General features: G+C 68.9%; 21 protein-coding genes and 1 tRNA gene. 11 read left to right on the top strand and 11 right to left on the bottom strand.

Going from position 1 to position 22,052, the window contains the following annotated elements; all coding sequences use genetic code 11:
* Positions 1-51 precede the first annotated feature (51 nt).
* The 4 genes from ACFWIW_RS09315 to ACFWIW_RS09300 form a co-directional block, all read right to left on the bottom strand.
* Entirely contained in the window at positions 52-975 is a 924-nt protein-coding gene (locus tag ACFWIW_RS09315) for a MazG family protein (RefSeq protein ID WP_378367960.1), read from the bottom strand.
* Positions 972-1,976, bottom strand: a complete 1,005-nt coding sequence (locus ACFWIW_RS09310; protein ID WP_378367959.1) for a hypothetical protein — start codon at positions 1,974-1,976, stop codon at positions 972-974. The genes ACFWIW_RS09315 and ACFWIW_RS09310 overlap by 4 nt, the downstream gene beginning before the upstream one ends.
* Positions 1,977-2,217: 241 nt before the next feature.
* Positions 2,218-5,772: a transcription-repair coupling factor gene (gene mfd, locus ACFWIW_RS09305; protein ID WP_378368052.1), complete on the bottom strand. Its 3,555-nt coding sequence runs from the start codon at positions 5,770-5,772 to the stop codon at positions 2,218-2,220.
* A gap of 56 nt (positions 5,773-5,828) precedes the next feature.
* Complete coding sequence (locus ACFWIW_RS09300; RefSeq protein WP_378367958.1) at positions 5,829-6,743, bottom strand: LLM class flavin-dependent oxidoreductase; 915 nt, start codon at positions 6,741-6,743, stop codon at positions 5,829-5,831.
* Positions 6,744-6,829: 86 nt separating this feature from the next.
* Here ACFWIW_RS09300 and ACFWIW_RS09295 point away from each other — a divergent pair, with 86 nt between their 5' ends.
* A complete protein-coding gene (locus tag ACFWIW_RS09295) occupies positions 6,830-7,594 on the top strand; it encodes a helix-turn-helix domain-containing protein (protein WP_378367957.1) in 765 nt (254 codons plus the stop codon).
* Here ACFWIW_RS09295 and ACFWIW_RS09290 read toward each other — a convergent pair.
* Together ACFWIW_RS09290 and ACFWIW_RS09285 are read right to left on the bottom strand one after the other, a co-directional pair.
* A complete protein-coding gene (locus tag ACFWIW_RS09290) occupies positions 7,584-8,090 on the bottom strand; it encodes a DedA family protein (protein WP_378367956.1) in 507 nt (168 codons plus the stop codon). The two genes, ACFWIW_RS09295 and ACFWIW_RS09290, sit on opposite strands and share 11 nt — an antisense overlap.
* Positions 8,062-8,664 (bottom strand): class I SAM-dependent methyltransferase, encoded by a 603-nt coding sequence (locus tag ACFWIW_RS09285; protein ID WP_378367955.1) that lies wholly within the window; start codon positions 8,662-8,664, stop codon positions 8,062-8,064. The genes ACFWIW_RS09290 and ACFWIW_RS09285 overlap by 29 nt, the downstream gene beginning before the upstream one ends.
* Positions 8,665-8,795: 131 nt before the next feature.
* Here ACFWIW_RS09285 and ACFWIW_RS09280 point away from each other — a divergent pair, with 131 nt between their 5' ends.
* Genes ACFWIW_RS09280 through ACFWIW_RS09270 form a run of 3 tightly spaced genes read left to right on the top strand, consistent with a single transcriptional unit; the run spans position 8,796 to position 11,830 of the window.
* Positions 8,796-9,962 carry a sensor histidine kinase gene (locus ACFWIW_RS09280; RefSeq protein WP_378367954.1) on the top strand — a complete coding sequence of 389 codons (1,167 nt, stop codon included), beginning with the start codon at positions 8,796-8,798 and terminating at the stop codon, positions 9,960-9,962.
* Positions 9,959-10,624 carry a response regulator gene (locus tag ACFWIW_RS09275; protein ID WP_378367953.1) on the top strand — a complete coding sequence of 222 codons (666 nt, stop codon included), beginning with the start codon at positions 9,959-9,961 and terminating at the stop codon, positions 10,622-10,624. Before ACFWIW_RS09280 ends, ACFWIW_RS09275 begins: the two co-directional genes overlap by 4 nt.
* A gap of 21 nt (positions 10,625-10,645) precedes the next feature.
* The gene (locus ACFWIW_RS09270; protein WP_378367952.1) at positions 10,646-11,830 is read left to right on the top strand and encodes a PQQ-dependent sugar dehydrogenase; all 1,185 of its coding nucleotides are present in this window, start codon (positions 10,646-10,648) and stop codon (positions 11,828-11,830) included.
* On the opposite strand, the gene ACFWIW_RS09265 is transcribed toward ACFWIW_RS09270, so the two are convergent.
* Positions 11,827-12,552: an SDR family NAD(P)-dependent oxidoreductase gene (locus ACFWIW_RS09265; protein ID WP_378367951.1), complete on the bottom strand. Its 726-nt coding sequence runs from the start codon at positions 12,550-12,552 to the stop codon at positions 11,827-11,829. The genes ACFWIW_RS09270 and ACFWIW_RS09265 overlap by 4 nt on opposite strands.
* A 31-nt stretch (positions 12,553-12,583) precedes the next feature.
* Between ACFWIW_RS09265 and ACFWIW_RS09260 the strand changes: the two genes are divergently transcribed.
* Both ACFWIW_RS09260 and ACFWIW_RS09255 read left to right on the top strand, forming a co-directional pair.
* Entirely contained in the window at positions 12,584-13,105 is a 522-nt protein-coding gene (locus ACFWIW_RS09260; RefSeq protein WP_240599682.1) for an isochorismatase family protein, read from the top strand.
* 3 nt (positions 13,106-13,108) lie between these two features.
* Positions 13,109-13,501 (top strand): NUDIX domain-containing protein, encoded by a 393-nt coding sequence (locus ACFWIW_RS09255; RefSeq protein ID WP_378367950.1) that lies wholly within the window; start codon positions 13,109-13,111, stop codon positions 13,499-13,501.
* Positions 13,502-13,504: 3 nt separating this feature from the next.
* Here the strand turns inward: ACFWIW_RS09255 and ACFWIW_RS09250 are convergent, their stop codons facing one another.
* From ACFWIW_RS09250 to ACFWIW_RS09240, 3 genes are all read right to left on the bottom strand, one after another.
* Complete coding sequence (locus tag ACFWIW_RS09250; RefSeq protein WP_378367949.1) at positions 13,505-14,140, bottom strand: hypothetical protein; 636 nt, start codon at positions 14,138-14,140, stop codon at positions 13,505-13,507.
* A gap of 69 nt (positions 14,141-14,209) precedes the next feature.
* Positions 14,210-14,803: a TetR/AcrR family transcriptional regulator gene (locus ACFWIW_RS09245; protein WP_026466989.1), complete on the bottom strand. Its 594-nt coding sequence runs from the start codon at positions 14,801-14,803 to the stop codon at positions 14,210-14,212.
* Between the two features lie 98 nt (positions 14,804-14,901).
* A complete protein-coding gene (locus ACFWIW_RS09240; protein WP_240599679.1) occupies positions 14,902-15,852 on the bottom strand; it encodes an acyl-CoA desaturase in 951 nt (316 codons plus the stop codon).
* 173 nt (positions 15,853-16,025) lie between these two features.
* On the opposite strand from ACFWIW_RS09240, the gene ACFWIW_RS09235 reads away from it, so the two are divergent.
* The 5 genes from ACFWIW_RS09235 to ACFWIW_RS09215 all read left to right on the top strand — a co-directional run bounded on the left by ACFWIW_RS09235 (position 16,026) and on the right by ACFWIW_RS09215 (position 21,403).
* Positions 16,026-16,097: transfer RNA gene (locus ACFWIW_RS09235), tRNA-Gln, on the top strand.
* A 43-nt stretch (positions 16,098-16,140) separates the two neighbouring features.
* On the top strand, positions 16,141-17,889 hold the full coding sequence (locus tag ACFWIW_RS09230) for a diguanylate cyclase domain-containing protein (RefSeq protein ID WP_378367948.1): 1,749 nt from the start codon (positions 16,141-16,143) through the stop codon (positions 17,887-17,889).
* 44 nt (positions 17,890-17,933) lie between these two features.
* Positions 17,934-19,421 (top strand): bifunctional UDP-N-acetylglucosamine diphosphorylase/glucosamine-1-phosphate N-acetyltransferase GlmU, encoded by a 1,488-nt coding sequence (gene glmU / locus ACFWIW_RS09225; protein WP_378367947.1) that lies wholly within the window; start codon positions 17,934-17,936, stop codon positions 19,419-19,421.
* Positions 19,418-20,398 carry a ribose-phosphate diphosphokinase gene (locus ACFWIW_RS09220; RefSeq protein WP_005155717.1) on the top strand — a complete coding sequence of 327 codons (981 nt, stop codon included), beginning with the start codon at positions 19,418-19,420 and terminating at the stop codon, positions 20,396-20,398. Before glmU ends, ACFWIW_RS09220 begins: the two co-directional genes overlap by 4 nt.
* A 129-nt stretch (positions 20,399-20,527) precedes the next feature.
* Complete coding sequence (locus tag ACFWIW_RS09215; RefSeq protein ID WP_378367946.1) at positions 20,528-21,403, top strand: TIGR03621 family F420-dependent LLM class oxidoreductase; 876 nt, start codon at positions 20,528-20,530, stop codon at positions 21,401-21,403.
* Here the strand turns inward: ACFWIW_RS09215 and ACFWIW_RS09210 are convergent.
* A complete protein-coding gene (locus ACFWIW_RS09210) occupies positions 21,397-22,014 on the bottom strand; it encodes an NAD(P)-dependent oxidoreductase (protein WP_378367945.1) in 618 nt (205 codons plus the stop codon). The two genes, ACFWIW_RS09215 and ACFWIW_RS09210, sit on opposite strands and share 7 nt — an antisense overlap.
* Positions 22,015-22,052: the final 38 nt, after the last annotated feature.

The following is a 22,052-nucleotide window of genomic DNA, read 5'->3' as shown; positions in this document are numbered from 1 at the left end:
CGAACCGGTTCTCACCCGATTGTGTTCCGTATCACAACGGGGTCGCGGCCTTCAGGAGGCCGGCCAGAACTTGCGCCAGCCGTCGGCCTCCAGCGTCGCCGGTTCCAGACCGGCGTCCCGTGCGGCCTGTTCGGCGTCCCGGATGTCGCTCGCGAACCGTTTCGCGACGGCGCGGAGCTCACCTTCGGGATCGATCCCCGCCCGGCGCGCGGTCGCGGCCACCCGGAACAGCTGGGCCGCCGCCTCGGCGCCGTCGGGGAACAGGTCGAGCGGGATCCCGGCCCGGCCGCTGCGCTGACCGAGCTTCCCGGCCAGGGCCACGGCCGGCTGACCGAGCGCGACGCCGTCCACAATGGACTGACGGCTCTTCTCGGCCTGTTTCAGTTCTTCCCATTTGAGGTTCTGGTCGCTGACGGTCTCGACCCGGGGAGCGTCGGCGAAGACATGCGGATGCCGTCCGACGAGTTTCGCGACCAGAGCGGACGCGACCTCGTCGATCCCGAACGGATCGGCCGCGTCCTCGACGGCGACGCGCGCGTGGAACAGCACCTGGAGCAGGACGTCGCCGAGTTCCTCGCGCAACGCCGTCCTGTCGCCCTCTTCGATCGCGTCGAGGAGCTCGTAGGTCTCTTCGACCAGGTACTGGCGGAGCGACTCGTGGGTCTGCACGGCGTCCCACGGACATCCGCCCGGCGAACGGAGGCGGTCCATCACCTCGGCGGCCTCGACCAGCGGCGGAACGGGCGCTTCGATCACCCGCGCGCCCGACCTGATCAGCGCCGCGGCCTTGGCTTCCCTTCGCGAACCCGCGATGAGCACGAGGTCGCGCTCCTGCGTGTCGCCGAACGCGGGCACCCCGAAAACACCGGGATCGACGTCGGAAGCCGCGTAAACGGCGGCGCTGCTTCGCAGGATCGGGAGTGCCGCGGCGGGCAGTGTCGCCCCGCGGGCGATCACGACGACGGCAGCGGTCACGGGTTTCGCGGCGCGGCACCGTGCACAGGCAGCACGATGCCCCTCTTCGAAGCTTCGTTGGGCGCGAGGTCCATGCCCACAACATCCCACACGCCGTAGCGCGGGTTCACCTTGAGGTCGACCTGGTCGAGGTACGGCTGGAGGAGCCGGATACCCACTCCTGCCAGCTGCTGAGCGCTCGGCTGCGCGGCCTGATCCGACGCGACGGGTTTGTCGGCGGTCCGCTCACGCACCACGACGACGACCCAAAGCGGCTGCTGCGGAGTCGGCTGGAAAGCGGCGACGGTGTTGGGTTCGAGACCGAACAGGACGGTGGCCGCGGTCGCGGGCGACTGCATCGCCGGCAGCTTCTGGCCGGTGCCCGCCTGCGTGTCGGCGGTCTGCTGGTCCTGCGCGATCAGCTCGGCGGCCGCGTTCGGCGACGCGGCGAACTTCTTGGCCTTCTCGATCGCCTGCTCGCGCAGCTTGTCCGCGTCGGAACCGGTGGCGTCGGTCGAGGAGACCGAGCTGAAATCGAACGTGACGGTGAGCTTGTCCAGGTACTTCATCGCGAGCTGGGTCTGCAGCGCCGCGTCGACCAGGGATTCACGGTGGTCCCGCACCCGCGCCACGAGCTGCTGGACGCTCAGCGCGGGGTCGTCCTGCGGGTTGGCCTCCATCGGCTTGGCCAGCGGGTCGTTCTGCAACGCGTTCACGACGAGGGACTCGTCGACCCGGACGCCTTCCCGCTGGGCGGCGCGCTCGGTGAGGTCGTGCAGGATCTCCTGGCGGACGATCTCGCGGCCGACCAGGTCGAGCTTGTGCTCACTGGCGAGCTGCTGCCCGTACGGATGCTCGCGGACGGCCTTGTCGATCAGCTGCTGCACGCGATCCACCGAAACGGTCTTGCCGTCGATGATCACCGCGGCACCGACCTGCCCGGGACCGGCGTTGCATCCGGCGAGAAGGAGAGAACCGGCAAGAACCCCGAGCAGCGCGCGACGGCGCCCCATGATCCGCATCACAGGGCCTACCCTCTCATACCGGCCCCGGCGAGAGAACCAGGTCATAAGTCGCGATTCGGCTTCTCGCGAGCCAAAGTCGGGACATCACGCCGGATCACGCGTGTCCAGAGCCGGATCACGCGTGATTGGAGCCGGATCACGCGTGTCCGGGGGCGGAAGACCCGCGATGCGCGAGTTCCGGCTCCAAGCACGCATGATCCGACTTCAAGCACGCGAGTTCCGGCTTCGAGCACACCGTTTACGCGACGGGCGCCGGCGACTTCATCAGATTCGTCAGCAGCTTCGCGCACCAGTCCAGCAGCTCCTCGTCGCGCAGCGCCGGGGCGCCCATGCGGCCACCCGCCGGGCCCTCGGTCGGCTTCGGCACGGAGACCGTGTTCGTCACCGCCTTGTAGAGAGCCTTGGGGTACAAGCGCTTCAGGCGCACCATCTGCGAATCCGCCAGCGGCAGCGGCGCGAACCGGATCGACGTGCCCTGCACGGCGACCTCGGTGACCCCCGCCGCGCGGCAGGTGTGCCGGAACGCGGCGACCGCGAGCAGCCTCCGCACCGGGGCGGGCGGCTGACCGTAGCGGTCGATCAGTTCCTCGCGGACGGCGTCGAGCCCGGCCTGGTCGGGAGCGGCCGCGATCTTGCGGTACGCCTCCAGCCGCAGCCGCTCGCCCGGCACGTAGTCGTGCGGGATATGCGCGTCCACCGGGAGGTCCACGCGGACTTCGGCGAGCTCCTCCTCTTCGGAGGTTTCCGCGCCCGCGTGACGGCGGAACGCGTCGACCGCTTCGCCGACGAGCCGCACGTACAGATCGAATCCGACGCCCGCGATATGCCCGGACTGCTCCGCGCCGAGGATGTTGCCCGCGCCGCGGATCTCCAGGTCCTTCATCGCGACGGCCATACCGGCGCCCAGTTCGGTGTTCTGCGCGATGGTCGCGAGCCGGTCGTGCGCCGTCTCGGTGAGCGGGGCCTCCGGCGGATACAGGAAGTACGCGTACCCGCGCTCGCGCCCACGCCCGACCCGGCCGCGCAGCTGGTGCAGCTGCGCGAGCCCCAGCAGGTCACCGCGTTCCACCAGCAGCGTGTTGGCGTTCGAGATGTCCAGCCCGGTCTCGACGATCGTGGTGCAGACGAGCACGTCGTACTCGTTCTCCCAGAAACCCTGGATGATCTTCTCGAGCTTTTCCTCGTTCATCTGCCCGTGCGCGGTGACGACGCGCGCCTCCGGCACCAGCTCGCGAATGCGCTTCGCGGCCTTCTCGATCGAGGAAACCCTGTTGTGCACGTAGAAGACCTGGCCGTCACGCAGCAGCTCGCGCCGGATCGCGGCGCCGACCTGCTTGTCGTCGTACGCGCCGACGTAGGTCAGGATCGGGTGCCGGTCCTCGGGCGGGGTCAGGATCGTGGACATCTCGCGGATTCCGGCGAGCGACATCTCCAGTGTCCGCGGGATCGGTGTCGCCGACATGGTCAGCACGTCGACGTGCGTCCGCAGCGCCTTGATGTGCTCCTTGTGCTCGACACCGAACCGCTGTTCCTCGTCGACGATCACCAGTCCGAGGTCCTTGTACCGGATCCCGGTCTGCAGCAGGCGATGCGTGCCGATCACGATGTCGACGTCGCCCGAAGCGAGCTGTTCGAGGATCGCGTCGGACTCGGCCTTGTTCGTGAACCTCGAGAGCCCCCTGATCTTCACCGGGAACGAACTCATCCGTTCGGTGAAGGTGTTGAGGTGCTGCTGCGCGAGCAGCGTCGTGGGCACCAGCACCGCGACCTGCTTGCCGTCCTGCACCGCCTTGAACGCCGCCCGCACCGCGATCTCGGTCTTGCCGTAGCCCACGTCGCCGCAGATGACGCGGTCCATCGGGACACCGCGTTCCATATCCGCCTTGACCTCGTCGATCGCGGCGAGCTGGTCGTTGGTCTCGGTGAACGGGAAGGCGTCTTCGAGTTCGCCCTGCCACGGCGTGTCCTGCGCGAACGCGTGCCCGGGCGCGGCCTGCCGCGCGGCGTAGAGCTGCACGAGTTCGGCGGCGATCTCCTTGACCGCCTTCTTCGCCTTGGCCTTGGTGTTCTTCCAGTCCGATCCGCCGAGCTTGTTCAGCGTGGGCAGCTCACCGCCGACGTAGCGGGAGACCTCGTCGAGCTGGTCGGTCGGGACGAACAGCCGGTCCCCCGGATGCCCGCGTTTGGAGGAGGCGTACTCCAGCAGCAGGTACTCGCGGGTCGCGCCGGCGACGGTGCGCTGCACCATCTCGACGAACCGGCCGATGCCGTGCTGGTCGTGCACGACGTAGTCGCCCGTCTTGAGGGCGAGCGGATCGACGGCGTTGCGGCGCCGCGACGGCATCTTGGTGCTGAAGTCCTTTGTGGACGTCCCGGCGCCCGAGCCGCGGCCGGTGAGGTCCGATTCGGACAGCACCACGAGCGCGCGCTCCGGCGAGACGAAACCGTCGGACAGACCGCCGCACGTCACGGTCACGACGCCCGGCGTCAGCGGACCGGTGATGCCTTCGGCGAGCGACGCGGGCACATCTCCCGCCGACAGCTGCTCGACGGCGCGGGCCGCGGTGCCGTGCCCGGCGACGACGAGCACGGCCGTCCCGCCCGCGGCCGTGTGGGCACGCAGATCGGTCGTCGCGCGCTCGACCTCGCCGCGGTAGTTCGGCGCGGCCTCGATCGACACGCGGTAGACGTCGGGATCGTCACTGGCCAGCTGCGTCAGCGTCCACCAAGGACGCTTCGTCTCCTGAGCGTGCTTCGCGATCTCCGCAAGGTCCCGGTACGCGGACGCGCCGAGGTCGATCGGCGCCTGACCGCCCGCGGCGGCCGTGGTCCAGGACGCTTCGAGGAACTCCTGCCCGGTGCGGACCAGGTCTGCCGCGCGGGCGCGGATCTTCTCCGGATCGGCGAGCAGTACGTGCGTGCCCTGGGGCATCGCGTCGGTCAGCAGCTCCAGCTCGCCCTCGCACAGCACGGGGATGAGCGCCTCCATGCCCTCGACGGGAACCCCGCCGGAGAGCTTGGTGAGCATCTCGGTGAGCTGCGCGTCCGCCTCGTACGTCGTCGCGAGCTCGGCGGCCTTCGCGCGGACCGGCTCGGTGAGCAGCAGCTCACGGCACGGCGGCGCGCTGACGTGCTGGATCTCCCCCGGCAGCGACCGCTGGTCGGACACCGCGAACGCGCGGATCTCGCTGACCTCGTCGCCCCAGAACTCGACCCGCACCGGATGCTGCGCGGTCGGCCCGAACAGGTCGAGGATGCCGCCGCGCACGGCGAACTCGCCGCGTTTCTCGACCATGTCCACCCGCGTGTACGCGAGCTCGACCAGCCGCTCCAGCAGCCCTTCGAAACTCTGCTCCTCGCCGACGACCAGGTCGACCGGCGCGAGCGAACCGAGCCCGGGCGCCATCGGCTGGATCAGGCTGCGGACGGTCGCGACGACGACGCGGAGACCGTCCGCGCCCGTCTTGAGCCGGTGCAGCACCTCCAGCCGCCGCCCGACGGTGTCCGCCCGCGGGGACAGCCGCTCGTGCGGCAGCGTCTCCCAAGACGGGAAGTCGACGACGGCGCCTTCGCCGAGGAACGACTTCAGGGATGCGGTCAGTTCCTCCGCCTCGCGGCCGGTGGCGGTCACCGCGAGCACGGGGCGGCCGGCGCCCTCGTCCGCGGCGAGGGCACCGGCGACCAGCTGGCGGGTGGCGATCGCGCCCTGGAGTTCGAGCACCGGGGCACCGGCCCGCTCGACGACCCCGCGAAGGGCCGGATCGGGAAGGATGGAATGAAGGAGTCCGGACAATGGAGCGTTTGTCACCGTCCCAGCCTACGTGGGGGCACCGACAGTCCGCCGCGCGATTACCTGGGCAGGGCGTCGAAGACCTTCGGGAGCTGCTCGTCGAACTCGGCGGGTTCCTGCGTCGCGATGCGGATCAGCACGTGTTCGGCGCCCGCTTCCCGATATTCGCGCAATCGGTCGGCGACCTGCTCCGGGCTGCCCGTCGCCATCATTTGGATCTTCTCGACGAAGTCCAGCGGGACGCCGTAGTTCCGCTGTGCGTAGTCCTCCAGCCGCTCGCGTGCCCTGATCGGGTCGTCCTCGATGAGCACCGTCGCGAACAACGCCGGTGTCACAGGACGTACGGCCGTTTCGCGGATCTTCGCGAGGCCGTCGGTGTAGTCGGCAACGTCGGGCGGGTACGGCAGCCAGCCGTCGTAGAGCCGTCCTGCCCGCTTCAACGCGCCCGGGGTGAAGGCTGCCAGCCATACCGGCGGGCCACCGGGACGGTGCGGTTCCGGATACTCCGGCAGGGTGTCGTAGTGCAGCACGTCGCCGTGGAACGGGCCGCTCTTCCCGCTCCAGACGTGCCGCCACAACGCGACGATGTCGTCGAGGCGGGCGCGGCGGCGTTCCCACGGGACGCGGGTGAAGGCGAACTCGGGTTCGCTGCGGCCGGCGAACCCGGCCCCGACGGCGAGGGTGACGCGGCCTCGGCTGAGCAGATCGAGCGAGAGGATCGCGTTCGTGGAAAGGAGCGGATCCCGTAACGCCGGCAGCAGCGCGGCGGTGCCGAGGGTGACCCGCTCGGTCCTGGCGGCGAACGCGCCGAGCAACGTCAAGGAATCGATGGGCGCCTTCGCGAGCGTGTCCCCGACCCAGACCGAATCGAAGCCGAGGCGTTCGGCTTCGACCGCGACGGCGACCATTTCCGGCGCGGTGCGCCCGGCGTCGAGGATGGACCGATAAGTGGGGACGACCAGACCGAATTTCATGCCGGAAGCATCTCCGCGGCGGGGAATCGTCTCAATTCCTTCGAGGGAATGGCGACGCCGACGGCGTCTCGGCCAAGATGGCGGCCATGGTTTCCGGATTCGGCCCCGCGCTCCGGGGCTGGCGCGAACGACGGCGGCTTTCCCAGCTGGAGCTGGCGATCCGGGCCGGTACCACCCAGCGGCACGTGAGTTTCCTGGAAGGCGGCCGGTCGATCCCCGGCCGCGGCCTGGTGCTGCGCGTGGCCGAATCGCTCGAACTGCCCCTGCGTGAACGCAACGGCCTGCTGCTCGCGGCCGGGTTCGCCCCCGGTTTCCCCGAAACCGAATTGGACGATCCGAGCCTGCGGCCGGTCCTCGACGGCATGCGGCGGCTGCTCGAAGGGCACCGCCCGTACCCCGCCATCGTGGTCGATCGCCACGGCGTGCTCGTCGCCCGCAACGACGCGCTCGACCTGCTGTTCGAGGACGTGGCACCGGAACTGCTGGAGGAGCCGGTCAACACCCTGCGGCTCGCGCTGCACCCGAAGGGGATGGCGCCGAGGGTGCGGAACCTCGCGGACTGGGCCCGGCACATCCTGGAACGGTTGACGCAGGAGATCGCCCACGCGCCCGACGAGCGGCTCACCGCGCTGCTCGCCGAACTCGAAGGTTACGTTCCGGCTCCCGGCCCGCCTGGACCCGATCACCTCGGTTTCGCGGTGCCGATGCGCTTGTCCACCTCGGCGGGCGAACTGCGGCTGATCACGGCCATCACGACGTTCGCGACCGCGGCCGATGTCACGGTTTCGGAATTGAAACTGGAGACGTTCCTCCCCGCCGACGCCGAGACGGCGGCGATCCTCACCCGTTGACCCAGGCGCCCGCGTGGCCCAGGGACAGCTCGGCGCACGCCCACACCACGGCCGCGCAGACGCTGCCGGGCAAGAACCGCCGGTACGGCATCTCCGCCGCGCCCGCGATACGCGGCACCACGGTCCGCACCCCGGCCAGGCAGCGGCCGGCGATCACGGCCGGGACGCCGTACCTGGCGACGGCCCGCTCAACACGGTCCCACCGAGCCAGGCCGAACCGCCGCCCGAAGCGCGTGGTCCGCAGCCGTGGGCCCAGCCTCCGCCCTTCCAGGAAGGCGATCTGGTCGCCCGCCACGGCGGCACCGATCGCGACCGTCAACGCCGGCGGCAGGTCGAGCGTGCCCCGCCCGGCCAGGAACCCCATCAGCAGCAGGCTGGACAACGTCGGCAGCACGATCCCCGGCAGCAGCGCGGTTTCCAGGAAGATCAGCGTGCCGCAGACGAGGTAGACGAGCACGGGCGGCGCCTCAAGAAGCGGCCGTAACAGGCTGTCCAAGACGCCTCTCCGTCTTCTGTGGCAGTGCCGCGCGGTGCACGAAGGCGGGCGGCAGGTTCGGCCAGACCAACGGGGTCCGGCCGGTCACCGCGAACCGGTCCCGCAGCGCCGCGGCGAACCGGCGGGCAGGCGTCGTCCAGGCCGCGTGCGCGTAGGCGAACGTCGTGAACCGTCCGTGCGGGGCGAGGATCTCCGTGACCTGGTCGAGGATCCGCAGCTGCCGCTCGCCGGGCATGACCGTCCACGGCAGCCCGGAAACCACGACGTCGGCCGCGTCGTCCACATACGAAAGCAGGTTCTCGGCGGAACCCTCGACGACCTCGACGTCCCCGTGCCGCGCTCGCAGTTCCCGCGCCAGCCGCGGATTGATCTCCACCGCGATCAGCCGTGCGCCCGGCGGCAGGCGGCGGATGACGGCGCCGGTGAACACCCCGGTCCCGGGGCCCAGCTCGACGACGAGCCTGGCGCTTTCCAAGCCGAGGCCCGCGGTCATGGCCTCCGCGAGTTTCGGCGAACTGGCCGCGATGGCTCCGGTCAGGACGGGATGGCGGAGGAATTCCCTGGTGATCGACATGTTCCCGACGCTAGGAACGGGCTTCGTGGCCCCGCGTCGGCTTCGTCGGCCGGCTCCGTCCTCCCGTGGGAGGACCCCGGGAGTACCCCAGGACGACGCGCTCGCGTGCCGGGCGGGGTTACGTTCGAACGGTGCACAGGCTGCTCGACCGGCTCCGCTCCCACCCGTGGGTGACCGACCTTCCCCTGTACGCGTGGTTCGTCTTCCTCGCGCCGACCGGATCGTCGTCCGTCCCCAAGGCCGTCCTGCTGGTGCCGTACCTCTTCCTCGTGCCGCTGCTCTGGCGGCGCCGCCACCCCGAGATCGTCGCGGTGCTGATCGTCGCCGGGGTGACCGCGCAGTACACGACGGAGCTCTGGGCCTACGACCGCGGCCGGGGCGAGCTGGCGATGGCCGTCGCGCTCTACACGCTGGTCCGCGCGGGAAACCGCCGGTTCGCCACGCTGATCGCCGCCGGGATCGTCGCACTGGACATCACGTGGGGCCTCGTCTGGGGAGTCACCACCGAACAGGGCGCCTGGCTCACCATCGTCGTGACCCTGCCGCTGCACGTCGCGGCTTGGGCGCTCGGCGAGTTCTTCCGTGCGCGGCAACGGCTTTCGGCGGAGGAAGCGACGAAGGCGGAGCTGGCCGCGTCCGAACAGGAGGCCCGCGCCCGGGCCGCCGTCGCCGAGGAACGCACGCGGATCGCCCGCGAACTGCACGACGTCCTCGCGCACAGTGTGAGCGTCATCGTGATCAACGCCGAGGGCGCGAAACTCATGCGTGACAAGGATCCCGAGGTCGTCGACCGGACACTCGACACGATCGGCAAGGCGGGCCGCGACGCGCTCGCCGAGCTGCGCCGTCTGCTGGAAGTCCTCCATGCCGGCGAAGCCGCCCGAAGCCCGCAGCCGACCGTCGCGGAGCTACGCGACCTGGTCGCGCAGGTCAGCGCGAGCGGGCGGGACGTGGATCTCCAGGTCACCGGCGACGCCGAGGGGTTGCCGCCGAGCGCCGCGCTGCAGACGTACCGCATCGTCCAGGAGTCGCTGACCAATATGATCAAACACGCGCCGGGAGACGCGAGCGGCCAGGTCGAGATCGATTTCGGCGAGGGCGGCCACCGCCGGAACGTCCGGATCGAGGTGACGAACACGGGCGGGAGCGAACCCGTCGCACCGCGCCTCCCGTCGTCCGGCCGCGGGATCGCCGGGATGACCCAGCGCGTCGAGATGTTCCACGGCACCCTCGACACCGGGCCGACCCGCGACGGCGGCTACCGGGTCGCCGCGAACCTGGTGGTGGAGGCGGGATGACAGCGGTGAAGGTGCTGATCTGCGACGACCAGGAGCTGGTCCGGGTCGGGATGGGGATGGGGATGATCGTCACCAGCCAGGACGACCTGACCGTCGCGGGCGAAGCCACCAACGGCGCCGAAGCGGTCGAAGCCGCCGAGAAGCTGCGGCCGGATCTGGTCCTGATGGACGTCCGGATGCCGGTGCTCGACGGCGTCGCGGCGACCGAGCGGATCTGCCGTTCACTTCCGGACACCAGGGTCCTGATGATCACCACGTTCGATCTCGACGAATACGCGTATGCCGCGCTGCGTGCCGGTGCCAGCGGCTTCCTCGTCAAGGACGCGCCCGCCGACGAGATCCTCGTGGCGATCCGAGGTGTCCTCCGCGGCGATTCGATGGTCTCCCCCTCGGTGACGAAACGCCTGCTCGACCGCTACTTGGCCGACGAACGGGACTCCGGTGAGAGCGCGCGGCTTGAGACGCTGACCGAACGCGAGAAGGACGTTCTCGCGCTCATCGCGCGCGGTCTGGCGAACTCCGAAATCGCCGCGAAGCTCTACATCGGGGAGACGACCGTGAAGACCCACGTCGGCCGGATCCTCGCGAAGCTCTCGCTGCGCGACCGTGTGCACGCGGTCGTGTTCGCCTACGAAAGCGGTTTGGTTCGCGCGGGCGGTTGAGCACGGTGGCATGCTGATGTCATGCGCACTTCCGCCGTCGTCGCGTTCACGTCCTTGTCCTTGCTGGTCACGGCCTGTTCCGGGGCGTCGAGCGAGACGGTGCAGAGCGCACCGCCGGTCACCTCGAAGCCCGCGGTGTCGAAGCTGAAGGTCGAGCAGGTGACGGCCGGGCTCGAGCACGGCTGGGACGTCGGCTTCCTGCCGGACGGGAAGATCCTCGTCACCCAGCGCCCCGGGAAACTCGCGCTGATCGAAGGCGGCACGAAGCGTGACGTCGCCGCGGATTTCTCCGACGTCCACGTACGCGGCGAAGGCGGCCTGATGGGGATGGTGATCAGCAAGGACTTCGCGACGTCGCGCGAGTTCATCACCTGCCAGACCCACAAGGAAGGCGACAAGGCCGTCGACATCCGGCTGGTCACCTGGCGGCTTTCGGACGACGGCGCGAGCGCCACGAAGGTCAAGGACCTGCTGACCGGGCTGCCGGTGAACCCCAGCGGCAGGCATTCCGGCTGCCGTCCCGCGTTCGGCGCGGACGGCGCGCTCCTCGTCGGCACCGGCGACACCGCCCGCCCGCAGCATCCGCAGGACAAGACGAGTCTCGGCGGGAAGGTGCTGCGCGTCGACGCGAAAACCGGGAACGCGTTGCCGGACAACCCGTTCATCAAGTCCGCGAACCCGAACGAGCAGCGCGTGTTCACCTACGGGCACCGCAACGTCCAGGGCGTCACGGTCCGCCCGGGCACCGGGCAGGTGTTCACCGCGGAGCACGGGCCGACCATCGACGACGAGGTCAACCTGGAGACCGCGGGCGGGAACTACGGCTGGGACCCGTCCAAGGGCGGCACCGAGACCAGCTACGACGAAAGCGTCCCGATGACGGACAAGCAGCGCTTCCCGGACGCCGTCAGTCCTTTGTGGACGACCGGTGAGATCACCGAGGCGATCTGCGGTGCCGAGTTCCTCACCGGATCGCAGTGGGGAGCGCTCGAAGGTTCGCTCGCCGTGACCGCGTTGAAGGGACAGAAACTGCTGCTGTTCCGCCTCGACGACGCGGGCGAGGTCACCGAAGTGACGCTGCCGCCCGAGTTCGACGACAAGTTCGGCAGGCTGCGCGCCGTCCGCAGCGGCCCGGACGGCGCCCTCTACATCACCACTTCGGAAGGCCAGGACGACAAACTGCTGAAGGTCACGCCCGGCGCCTAATGGCCGAGGTGCGCGCCGCCGTTCACGTGGACGATCTGCCCGGTGACGTGCCGCGCCTCCGGGCTCGCCAGGAAGGCGACCACTTCGGCGACGTCCGCGGGCTCGCCGGCGCGTTTGGTCAGCGTGTTGCCGATCAGCCACGCCCGGCGCTCGTCGGAGAGCTTGCCCTGGAAGAACTCCGTGTCGCCGACCAGTCCGGGTGCGACGATGTTCGCGGTGATCCCGCGCGGCCCGAATTCCCTTGCCACGTCGATGTTCCACGCCTCCAGCGCGGCCTTGGCGGCACCGTAGGAACCCGCGCCGGTGCGCGCGGCGATCGAGCCGATGGTGACGATCCGCGCCCCGTCGGCGAACCTTTCCCGCAGGGCGCGGGTGACCAGTACGGCGGTGAACACGTTCGCGTCGAGATTGGCCTGCCAGTTCGCGGCGAACGACTTCAGGTCTTCCGCGGATCCGGCCTGGAAATCGGTGTTCCCGCCCGCGTTGTTGACCAGGACGTCGACCCGGTCCGGCAATCCGGCCAGTGCCCGTTCCACCGCGTCCGGATCTGCCGCGTCGAACGGGACCGGGTTCGCGCCGAGCAACGTGGCGGCTTCGGTGAGGACCTGTTCACGACGGCCGGTGATCGTCACCCGGTCACCTCGCGCGGCGAACGCCGCCGCGACCGCGTAGCCGATTCCCGTTCCGCCGCCGGTGACCACTACTTCCCTGTTCTGCCCCATGTCTCCAGCATAGGGACACTAGGCTTCGGCCATGACGAAGATCGACCCGGCGACGACGGCGCTCGTCCTGATCGACCTCCAGACCCGGATCGTCGCACTGGAGACCGTCCCGATCGAAGGCACCGAAGTCGTATCGAACGCCGTCCTGCTGCGAGACGCCTTCAGCGCGGCCGGCTCGCCGATCGTCCACGTGCGGGCGCATCGGCCGGACGTCGACGAGCAGCCGCCCGGCAGTGAGCTGGTCGCCGAACTGACGCCTCGCGAGGGCGAGCACCTGATCACCAAGAACACGATCGGCGCGTTCTACCGCACCGGACTCGACGAACTCCTGCGCGGGCTGGGCGTCAAGACGCTGGTGCTCGCCGGGATCGCCACGGAGTACGGCGTCGAATCGACGCTGCGGGCCGCGATCGACCACGCCTACGAGACCATCGCCGTCTCGGACGCGATGGCGGGTATCGCCGCGATCTCCCACGAATCGGCGATCACGAAGGTGTTCCCGCGCCTGGGCGAAGTGCTCACGACCGCCGAGACCGCCGCGGCGCTGGGCTGACCCATGATCGACAAGATCGCTTGGCTGCACTTCCAGGACGGCCGTGTCCTCGGTGCCCGTTCGCGCGGCAAATCGGTGTTCTACCTGCCCGGCGGCAAACGCGAACCCGGTGAAACCGACGCCGAGACCCTGGTCCGCGAAGTCCGCGAGGAGTTGGACGTCGAGATCGATCCGGCGAGCATGGAGCCCGCCGGATCGTTCGAAGCCCAAGCCGACGGGCACGCGCCCGGACTCGTGGTCCGGACGACCTGCTACACCGCCGAATTCAGCGGAACGCCCACGGCCAGCAGCGAAATCGAGGAAATCGCGTGGCTGGGCCATGCGGACAGGGACCGGCTCTCCGCGGTGGGCAAGATCATCTTCGATCACCTGCGAGAGACCGGCCTCCTGCGCTGACCGCTACTTCAGTTCATCGAGGCACAGCACGCGTTCGCGCGGGATCAGCTCACCCACACCCGACGCCCAGGTGAGCTTCATGTCCGTCCCTGGCACGGAGGCGCACGTCGTGGTCCCGATGGAGACCTCGGGTTCCCTTTCAATGGCGAGTACCTTGAAATGCGCTTCCGCGCAGTCCATCTTTTCGAGCTTCTTCGCCGCGAAGAGGTCCCCGGCGAAGCAATCCCCGACGGCCGGCAACCGCGGGCCCGGGTCCTTGAGGTTCTCCAGGCAGAGCAGGATGCCGTTGGTAGCCGTCCGCCTGCCCTGGAAGTAGTACAGGTCGGCAGTGGGGTACTCGCCGCATTCGGACCCGCCCGAAAGCAGTATCCCGCCTTCCGACTTCCCGCCCTGCTTCCCGACGACCTTGAAGTTCGCTTCCGGCGACCCGCACTCGACGTTTCTGATACTTTCCGCGTTGTCGACGTTGCCCTTGAGGCAGGCGCCGACCTCGGTACGCGACGCCGTCAACGGATTCTCGACGAAGATCCCGAGCAGGACGATGGCGGCGAAGACACCCAGGATGATGACCGGCTTCAGCCACGGTCTCTTCTTCTGCGGCACCATCTGTTCGACAGCAAACGTGGGAAATTTCTCCACGGTGTTCCCCCAGCCGGATCTTCTCTTTGGGGGACCTAGCGCTCATCGCCCGGGAAACGTTACCGCCGCTCAGTGCAGCCGCAGTTTGGGCTTGTGCTCCAAATTGGACAGCCCGTTCCAGGCCAGGTTGACCAGATGCGCGGCGACCTCGTCGCGTTTCGGCTTCCGGGCGTCGAGCCACCACTGCCCGGTGAGCGCCACCATCCCGACGAGTGCCTGCGCGTACAGCGCGGCCAGCTTCTCGTCGTAACCCCTGGCGGCGAACTGCTGCGCGAGGATGTGCTCGACCTGGCTGGCGATGTCGTTCAGCACCGTCGAGAACGTGCCCGTCGAACTCGCGACCGGCGAATCCCGCACCAGGATGCGGAACCCGTCGTGCGAGTCTTCGACGTAGGAGAGCAACGCGATCGCCGCCTGCTCCAGCATCACCCTCGGATGTCCACCGTGGAGGGTGGAGACCATCCGGTCGAGCAGCAGCTGCGTCTCGCGGTCGACGACGACGGCGTAGATACCTTCCTTGCCGCCGAAGTGCTCGTACACCACCGGTTTGGAGACGTTCGCGCGATGCGCGATCTCCTCGATGGACGTTCCTTCGAAACCCTTCTCCGCGAACAGGGCCCTGGCGACGTTGAGCAGCTGCTGCCTGCGCTCACTCCCCGTCATCCGCACCCTGGCCACCGGAGCGACAGGACGCGCCCCGGTGACCGCTTCACGTTTGGTCCGCCTTCTCCCCGCCATCGCAGAAGACTAACGCGACCTCGCTATTTGCTTTCAGTGGCGATGCGCGCGAGACGCTGCGGGGTCGGCCAGCGCACGTCGTAGGCCCAGCCGAACTTCTCGAAGAGCCAAATGAGACGGGCGGAGATGTCGATCTGGCCGCGCTGCACCCCGTGCCGCGCCGAGGTCGGGTCGGCGTGGTGCAGGTTGTGCCACGACTCGCCGAAGGAGAAGATCGCCAGCGGCCAGAAGTTGGCCGATTTGTCGCGGGCCGCGAACGGGCGCTCGCCGATCATGTGGCAGACCGAGTTGACCGACCAGGTCACGTGGTGCAGCACGCAGACCCGCACCAGCCCGGCCCAGAAGAACGCGGTCACCGCGCCCCAGAACGACCAGGTGATCAGTCCGCCCAGGATCGCGGGCAGCACCAGGGTGAGCAGGCTCCACAGCCAGAACAGGTCGTCGACCTTCTTGATGGCGCGGTCCTTCAGCAGATCCGGCGCGAACCGCTCGGCGTTGCTCTGGTCGCGGTCGAACAGCCAGCCCATGTGCGCGTGCCAGAACCCCTTGGCGATGGCGAGCGGCGTGGTCCCGAACAGCCACGGCGAATGCGGGTCGCCGTCGCGGTCGGAGAAGGCGTGGTGGCGCCGGTGGTCGGCGACCCAGGTGATGACGGGGCCCTGGACGGCCATGCTGCCGGCGATCGCCATCGCGACGCGCAGCCACGGCTTGGCCTTGAACGAGCCGTGCGTGAAGTAGCGGTGATAGGAGACGGTGATACCGAGGCCGCTGATCGCGTAGAAGACCACGAACAGGCCGACGTCGACCCAGGTCAGTCCCCAGCCCCAGGCGAACGGGACGGCCGCGAGCAGCGCGGCGAGCGGGAAGATGACCCCGAGGTAGACCGAGAGCTGCACGGCGCTCGATCGGTGTCCGTCGATTACCGGTTTGGGGCCCTTCGCGGGCTTCTGGGAACGGTCGAGGGTAGCCGTCATGCAGTCACTTCTTTTCTACGCGCAACCCTGAGGGTTTCCCTAAGGGTGACCTTACCTACGATGCCGTAAGTTACGGTACAGGAGGTTTCGTCCCCTGTGGAGTGCCCGCGACGGTGAGGCCACCCCCGGGCGCACGTGGACGTCCCCGACATGGCTATCCTGACCAGGATCGATCCGCCGTAGTGTAATCGGCAGCACTTCAGATTTTGGTTCTGACAGTTCAGGTTCGAATCCTGGCGGCGGAGCAGACGAGCAGATGACCAGCGGCGTTTCCAACGGTGGGGGTGTGTGCGGCTGACCGAGGACGCGACGACCAGTGGCAGGCGGCCGGCGCTTGCGGAGATGTCCGACGCCTGGCTCTACGGTCGCGCGCGCGAACTCGGTGCGGCCATCCAGCGCGTCACCTTCGCCGAACAGCTGGACATCATCACCAGCCTCGACGAACTCCTCGACGAGACGCAGCGCCGCGGCGAACCCCTGCTGGTCGCCCAGCTGCTGCGCTACTCCGCGGCGGCCAGGCTGGTCACCCGCGGTCTCGCCGCCGAAGCCGAACCCAGGCTCGACGAGATGCTCGCGCACACCCGGCGGCACGGTCTCGCGCTGATGCGGGCCGACGCGCACGCCATGCGTGGCCGACGGCTGGTGATCGCCAAACAGGAGGACGCCGCCCTCACCGAGATCGCCAGGGCACTGGCGATCCTCGACGATTCCGCGGTTCCCGACCGCCAGATCGGCAGGCGCAACTGGGACCGGATGCTGTCCACGACCCTGGTCGACTGCTGGCTGGTGCTGAACCAGCTGGGCGTCTACGAGGCGGCCGAGGAGGCCATCGCCCGCGCCGCGCAGGCGATCCGCGACAGCGCGAGCCCGCACGAGATCGCACTCCAGCTGATCAACCGGGTCAAGATGCTGCTCGGCTGGGGCCTGCGCCTCGAACGCATCGAGCGGTACGACGAGGGAGCGGACAAGTTCCGCACCGCGGCGTCCATGGCCCAGGCCGCCGAAGGCCCGTTCACCGAGTCGCTGTTCCCGCGCAAGGCGGGGGTGCCCGCGATCGACCAGGTCGGCGTGCTCGCCGCCGCGGCCGCGCTGGCGTCGCCCGATTCGTCGCATATCGAGCGGTTGACCGCACTGCTGAACCCGGAACTGGTGTTCCCCCACGAACGCGAGATCATCGCCATCGCGCTGGCCCGCTGCCTGGACAACGACGGCCGTCGCGAGGACGCGCTGCAGGTGCTCAAAGAGGTCCGCGAGGACAACGAAGAGGGCTCGCTGCCGTCGATGCGGTTGAACCTCGCCCGCGAACTGGCCAGGCTCGACACCACGCCGGACTACGCGTCCGGAGCGAGCCAGTCGCTGATCGACTACGCGACCATCCTGGAAACGGAGATGTGGTCGCTGCGGGAATCGCAGATCGCCACGCTCAACGCGCGACGGGAGCACGAGCGGCTCTCCGCCGAGCACGGCGCCATCACCCAGCAGGCGCTGCAGGACCCGCTGACCGGCCTGCCGAACCGGCGGGCGCTCGACGAAAAGCTGCGTTCGCTGGCGTCGTCCGCCGACGCCCAGCCCCTCGCGGTGGCGCTGGTCGACCTCGACGGCTTCAAGGACGTCAACGACAAGCAGTCGCACGCCGAAGGCGACAACGTGCTCCGTGTCATCGCGAGCACGCTGCGCGACGCCCTGCGCGGCGACGACGTCGTCGCCCGCTACGGCGGAGACGAGTTCATCGTGCTTCTACCTGGGGCTCCGGCGTCCGCGGCGAAACAGGCGCTGGGTCGTTCTGTGAATGCCGTCGCATCTCTGCCGCACCATCTTTCGCACGGCGTCACCCTCTCCGTCGGCCTTGTCTCGCTCCGCCCGCAGGAACGGGCCGAGCAGGTCCTCGCGCGTGCCGATGCGGCCATGTACCAGGCGAAACGCGGCGGCGGGAACCAGGTTTCGTCGGTGAACTCGATGGCCATCGATCCGGTGACCGGATGGCCCGGCGAGGATGCTCCGACCGACCCCGCGTGGGACGCCGAGCAGCCCACGTAGGATCAATGCCCGACAACCACCGTTGGTGAAATGTTGGGAGTGCCGTGACCGGCCCGCTGAGCACGTTGATCCTCGCCGCGGGTGAGGGCACCCGCATGCGCTCGTCCACCCCGAAGGTGCTGCACCCGATCGCCGGCCGCCCGCTGGTCGAGCACGCGGTGCGGGCCGCCGCGGGACTGAACCCGGAGCACCTGGTCGTGGTCATCGGCCACGGCCGCGACTCGGTCGGCGCCCGGCTGGCGAAGGTCGGCGAAGCGCTCGGCCGCGAGGTCGTCACGGCCGTCCAGGAGGAGCAGAAGGGCACCGGGCACGCCGTCTCGTGCGCGCTCTCCGCACTGCCCGCCGGGCTGACCGGCACCGTCGTCGTCAGCTACGGCGACGTCCCGCTGCTCGACACCGAAACGCTCGCTTCCCTGGTCGCCGAGCACACGTCGACGGGCAACGCGGTCACCGTGCTGACCGCGGTCGTCGAGAACCCGACCGGCTACGGCCGGATCATCCGCGACGAAAACGGCGTCGTCACCTCGATCGTCGAGCAGAAGGACGCCACCCCCGAACAGCACCAAATCGCCGAAATCAATTCCGGCGTCTACGCCTTCGACGCTTCGGTCCTCGTCGACGGGCTCTCGCGGCTTTCGACGGACAACGCTCAGGGCGAGCTCTACCTCACCGACGTCCTCGGCATCGCCCGCGGCGACGGCAAGGGCGTCGGCGCGCTGGTCATCGACGACCCGTGGGTGACCGAAGGCGTCAACGACCGCGTCCAGCTGTCGGTACTCGGCGCCGAGCTGAACCGCCGGATCGTCCGCGGCTGGCAGCGGGCGGGTGTCACCGTCGTCGACCCGGCGAGCACCTGGATCGACGCGGGCGTGACCTTGTCGCGCGACGTCGTCATCGAACCCGGCGTCCAGCTGAAGGGCTCGACGTCGGTCGGCGAGGGCTCGCAGATCGGCCCGGACAGCACCTTGGAGAACGTCTCCGTCGGCGCGGGCGCGTCGGTGGTGCGGACGCACGGTTCCGATTCGGAACTGGGCGACGGGGTGAAGGTCGGCCCGTTCACCTACCTGCGTCCCGGCTCCAAACTGGGGACCAAGGGCAAACTCGGCGCTTTCGTCGAAACGAAGAACGCCGACATCGGCGCCGGCACGAAGGTGCCGCACCTGACCTACGTCGGCGACGCGACCATCGGCGAGAACAGCAACATCGGGTGTTCCAGCGTCTTCGTCAACTACGACGGCGTGAACAAGCACCACACCACGATCGGCTCCCATGTGCGGCTCGGCGCGGACAACACGTTCGTCGCCCCGGTGACCATCGGCGACGGCGCCTACAGTGGGGCAGGCACCGTGATCAGGCAAGACGTGCCCCCGGGCGCGCTCGCCGTGTCCACCGGGCCGCAGCGCAACATCGAAGACTGGGTGTCCCGGCGCAGGCCGGGCACACCCGCGGCGGAAGCAGCTTCCGCCGCGAAGCAGGACACCACCGTTGTGTCCGATTCGAATAAGGGAAACGACGGGGAGTCGCCAGCATGAGCTCGAAGTCCGGAACACCGAAGAAGAACCTGATGCTGTTCTCCGGGCGCGCGCACCCGGAGCTCGCGGAAGAGGTGGCCAAGCACCTCAACGTGTCGGTCGTCCCGCAGACCGCGCACAACTTCGCCAACGGGGAGATCTTCGTCCGGTTCAACGAATCGGTGCGCGGGACCGACGCGTTCGTGATCCAGAGCCACCCGGCGCCCATCAACGAATGGGTGATGGAGCAGCTGATCATGGTGGACGCCCTCAAGCGCGCGAGCGCCAAGCGGATCACCGTGATCATGCCGTTCTACCCGTACGCGCGGCAGGACAAGAAGCACAAGGGCCGCGAGCCGATCTCCGCGCGCCTGATCGCGGACCTGTTCAAGACCGCCGGTGCCGACCGGATCATGACGGTCGACCTGCACACCGCGCAGATCCAGGGCTTCTTCGACGGTCCCGTCGACCACCTGCTCGCGCAGAACGTGCTGGCCGCGCACATCAACAAGACCTACCAGGACGAGAACATCACGGTCGTCTCGCCGGACTCGGGCCGGGTGCGGCTCGCCGAGAAGTGGGCGGCGCAGCTGGGTGACCGGCCGATCGCCTTCATCCACAAGACCCGCGACCCGGACAAGCCGAACCAGGCCGTCGCGAACCGCGTCGTCGGCAAGGTCCGCGGTCAGCTGTGCGTGCTGATCGACGACATGATCGACACCGGCGGCACGATCGTGAAGGCCACCGAGGCCCTGCTCGACGAAGGCGCGTCCGACGTCGTCATCGCCTCGACCCACGGCATCCTGTCCGACCCCGCCACCGAGCGGCTGTCGAACTGCAAGGCGCGCGAGGTGATCGTCACCAACACGCTGCCGATCCCGGAGGAGAAGCGGTTCCCCGGGCTGACCGTGCTGTCCATCGCGCCGCTGCTGGCGCAGGCGATCCAGCAGGTCTTCGAGGACGGGTCGGTCACGTCCCTCTTCGACGGCAACGCCTGACCCTCTGGGAAGCAGGGGACCTTTGCTACCACTCTCTTTTGGAGAGTGAGAGCAAAGGTCCCCTGCTTCGTTTTCGGCTCCTCGCGAAACGGCGCGCGCCCGGCCGCCGCGCGTGGCTAGGTTTCCGATATGGGGAAATTCAAATTCGGCGTGAACCTGTGGGGCGCCGAGAACCGCGAAAACTGGGTCGCGAAGTGCCGCCGCGCCGAGGCCCTCGGATACGACGTCATCTCTGTGCCGGATCATCTCGGCTCAGGACGCAACGCGCCTTTCCCGGCGCTGACCATGGCCGCCGCGGTGACTCAACGGCCCCGCGTCGGCACTCTCGTCTCCAACGTGCCCTTCTACAACTTCGCGCTCTTCGCGCGCGACGTCGTCACGACGGTGAAGATGACCGGCGATCGGCTGGACCTCGGTCTCGGCTCCGGCCACATGAAATCGGAATTCGACGATGCCGGCCTGCCGTGGATCCCGGCCAAGGAACGAATCGAATACCTCACCAAGGGCCTCGACCACCTGCGAGAACAGTTCGTCGCCGAGGGGATCACGCCCCCGCCGCTGCTCCTCGCGGGCAACAGCGACGGCGTGCTCTCCCTCGCCGCCCGAGAAGCCGACATCGCCGGTTTCTCGGGTCTTCGTCAAGCACCGGGAAAGGCACCGGGCACCTTCCAGCTCGACGACGCCGAACGCATGGACGAGCGCGTCGCCTTCTTCCAGTCGCGAACGAACGGCCGGAACCCCGAACTGAACGTGCTCGTCCAGCGGGTCGTCGTCGCGGACGACCAGCGGGCGGCCGCAGCGGCCTGGCGTGAAGAGGTCAAAGACGAGGACGGCCTCGACGTCGACGCCCTGCTCGAGACACCTCAGTTGCTTTTCGGAACCGTCGCGGAGATCGTCCGGCAGCTCCAGGAGCGTCGCGAACGGTACGGCTTCTCCTACATCACGGTGTTCGAGCCGATGATGGAAACGTTCGCGCCGGTCGTGAAGGAACTGTCCGGTCAGTAAGCGACGCAGAAGCGCTGACGGCGGCGCTCCGGCTTGTCGATCTCGTCGACGAACGCGATCGCGTAGTCGGCGCCGCTGATCTTCGATCCACCGTTCTCGTCGGTCAGGAGCACGTCACCGCCGAGCCGGAACTCGCCGGTCCGCTCCCCCTCGGCCCACGCGCCGAACTCGGCGGCCGGGCTGAGGTAGAACCAGTCGATGTCCTCGGGAAGTTTCCGGAACGCTTCCAGCACCTCGGCGTGCGCCCCCGCCTCGCCCTTGTACTCGTCCGGGAACTCGGGGGTGTCGATCAAACGCGGCCCGCCTTCGGCCACGTTCAGGCTGCCTGCCCCGCCGACGACTCCGATCCGCGCGCCGTTGTCCTTCGCGACCTGGGCGATCGAGGGCACCGCTTCGAGCAGGCCGCTCTGCCCGTGAACCGCGATTACCAGGACGTCCGCGCCCTTGGCGACGTCGGCCAGGAAGGCCTCGTCGTAGAGCGAGCCCGCCCTGGTCCCCTCGCCTTCCGCGTTCCTCGACACCGCCAGCACCTCGTGGCCGCGTCCGCGCGCCTCCTCGGCGATCTTCCCGCCCGCGTACCCGGTTCCTCCGAACACAACCAACTTCGCCATCGCGTTTCTCCCTTTCATCGGCTACCACGCCGATGCTA

Origin of the sequence: Amycolatopsis sp. NPDC058340, assembly GCF_042723975.1 — a bacterium.
GTDB lineage: Bacteria > Actinomycetota > Actinomycetes > Mycobacteriales > Pseudonocardiaceae > Amycolatopsis.
This window is presented reverse-complemented; position numbering and strand designations above follow the sequence as displayed.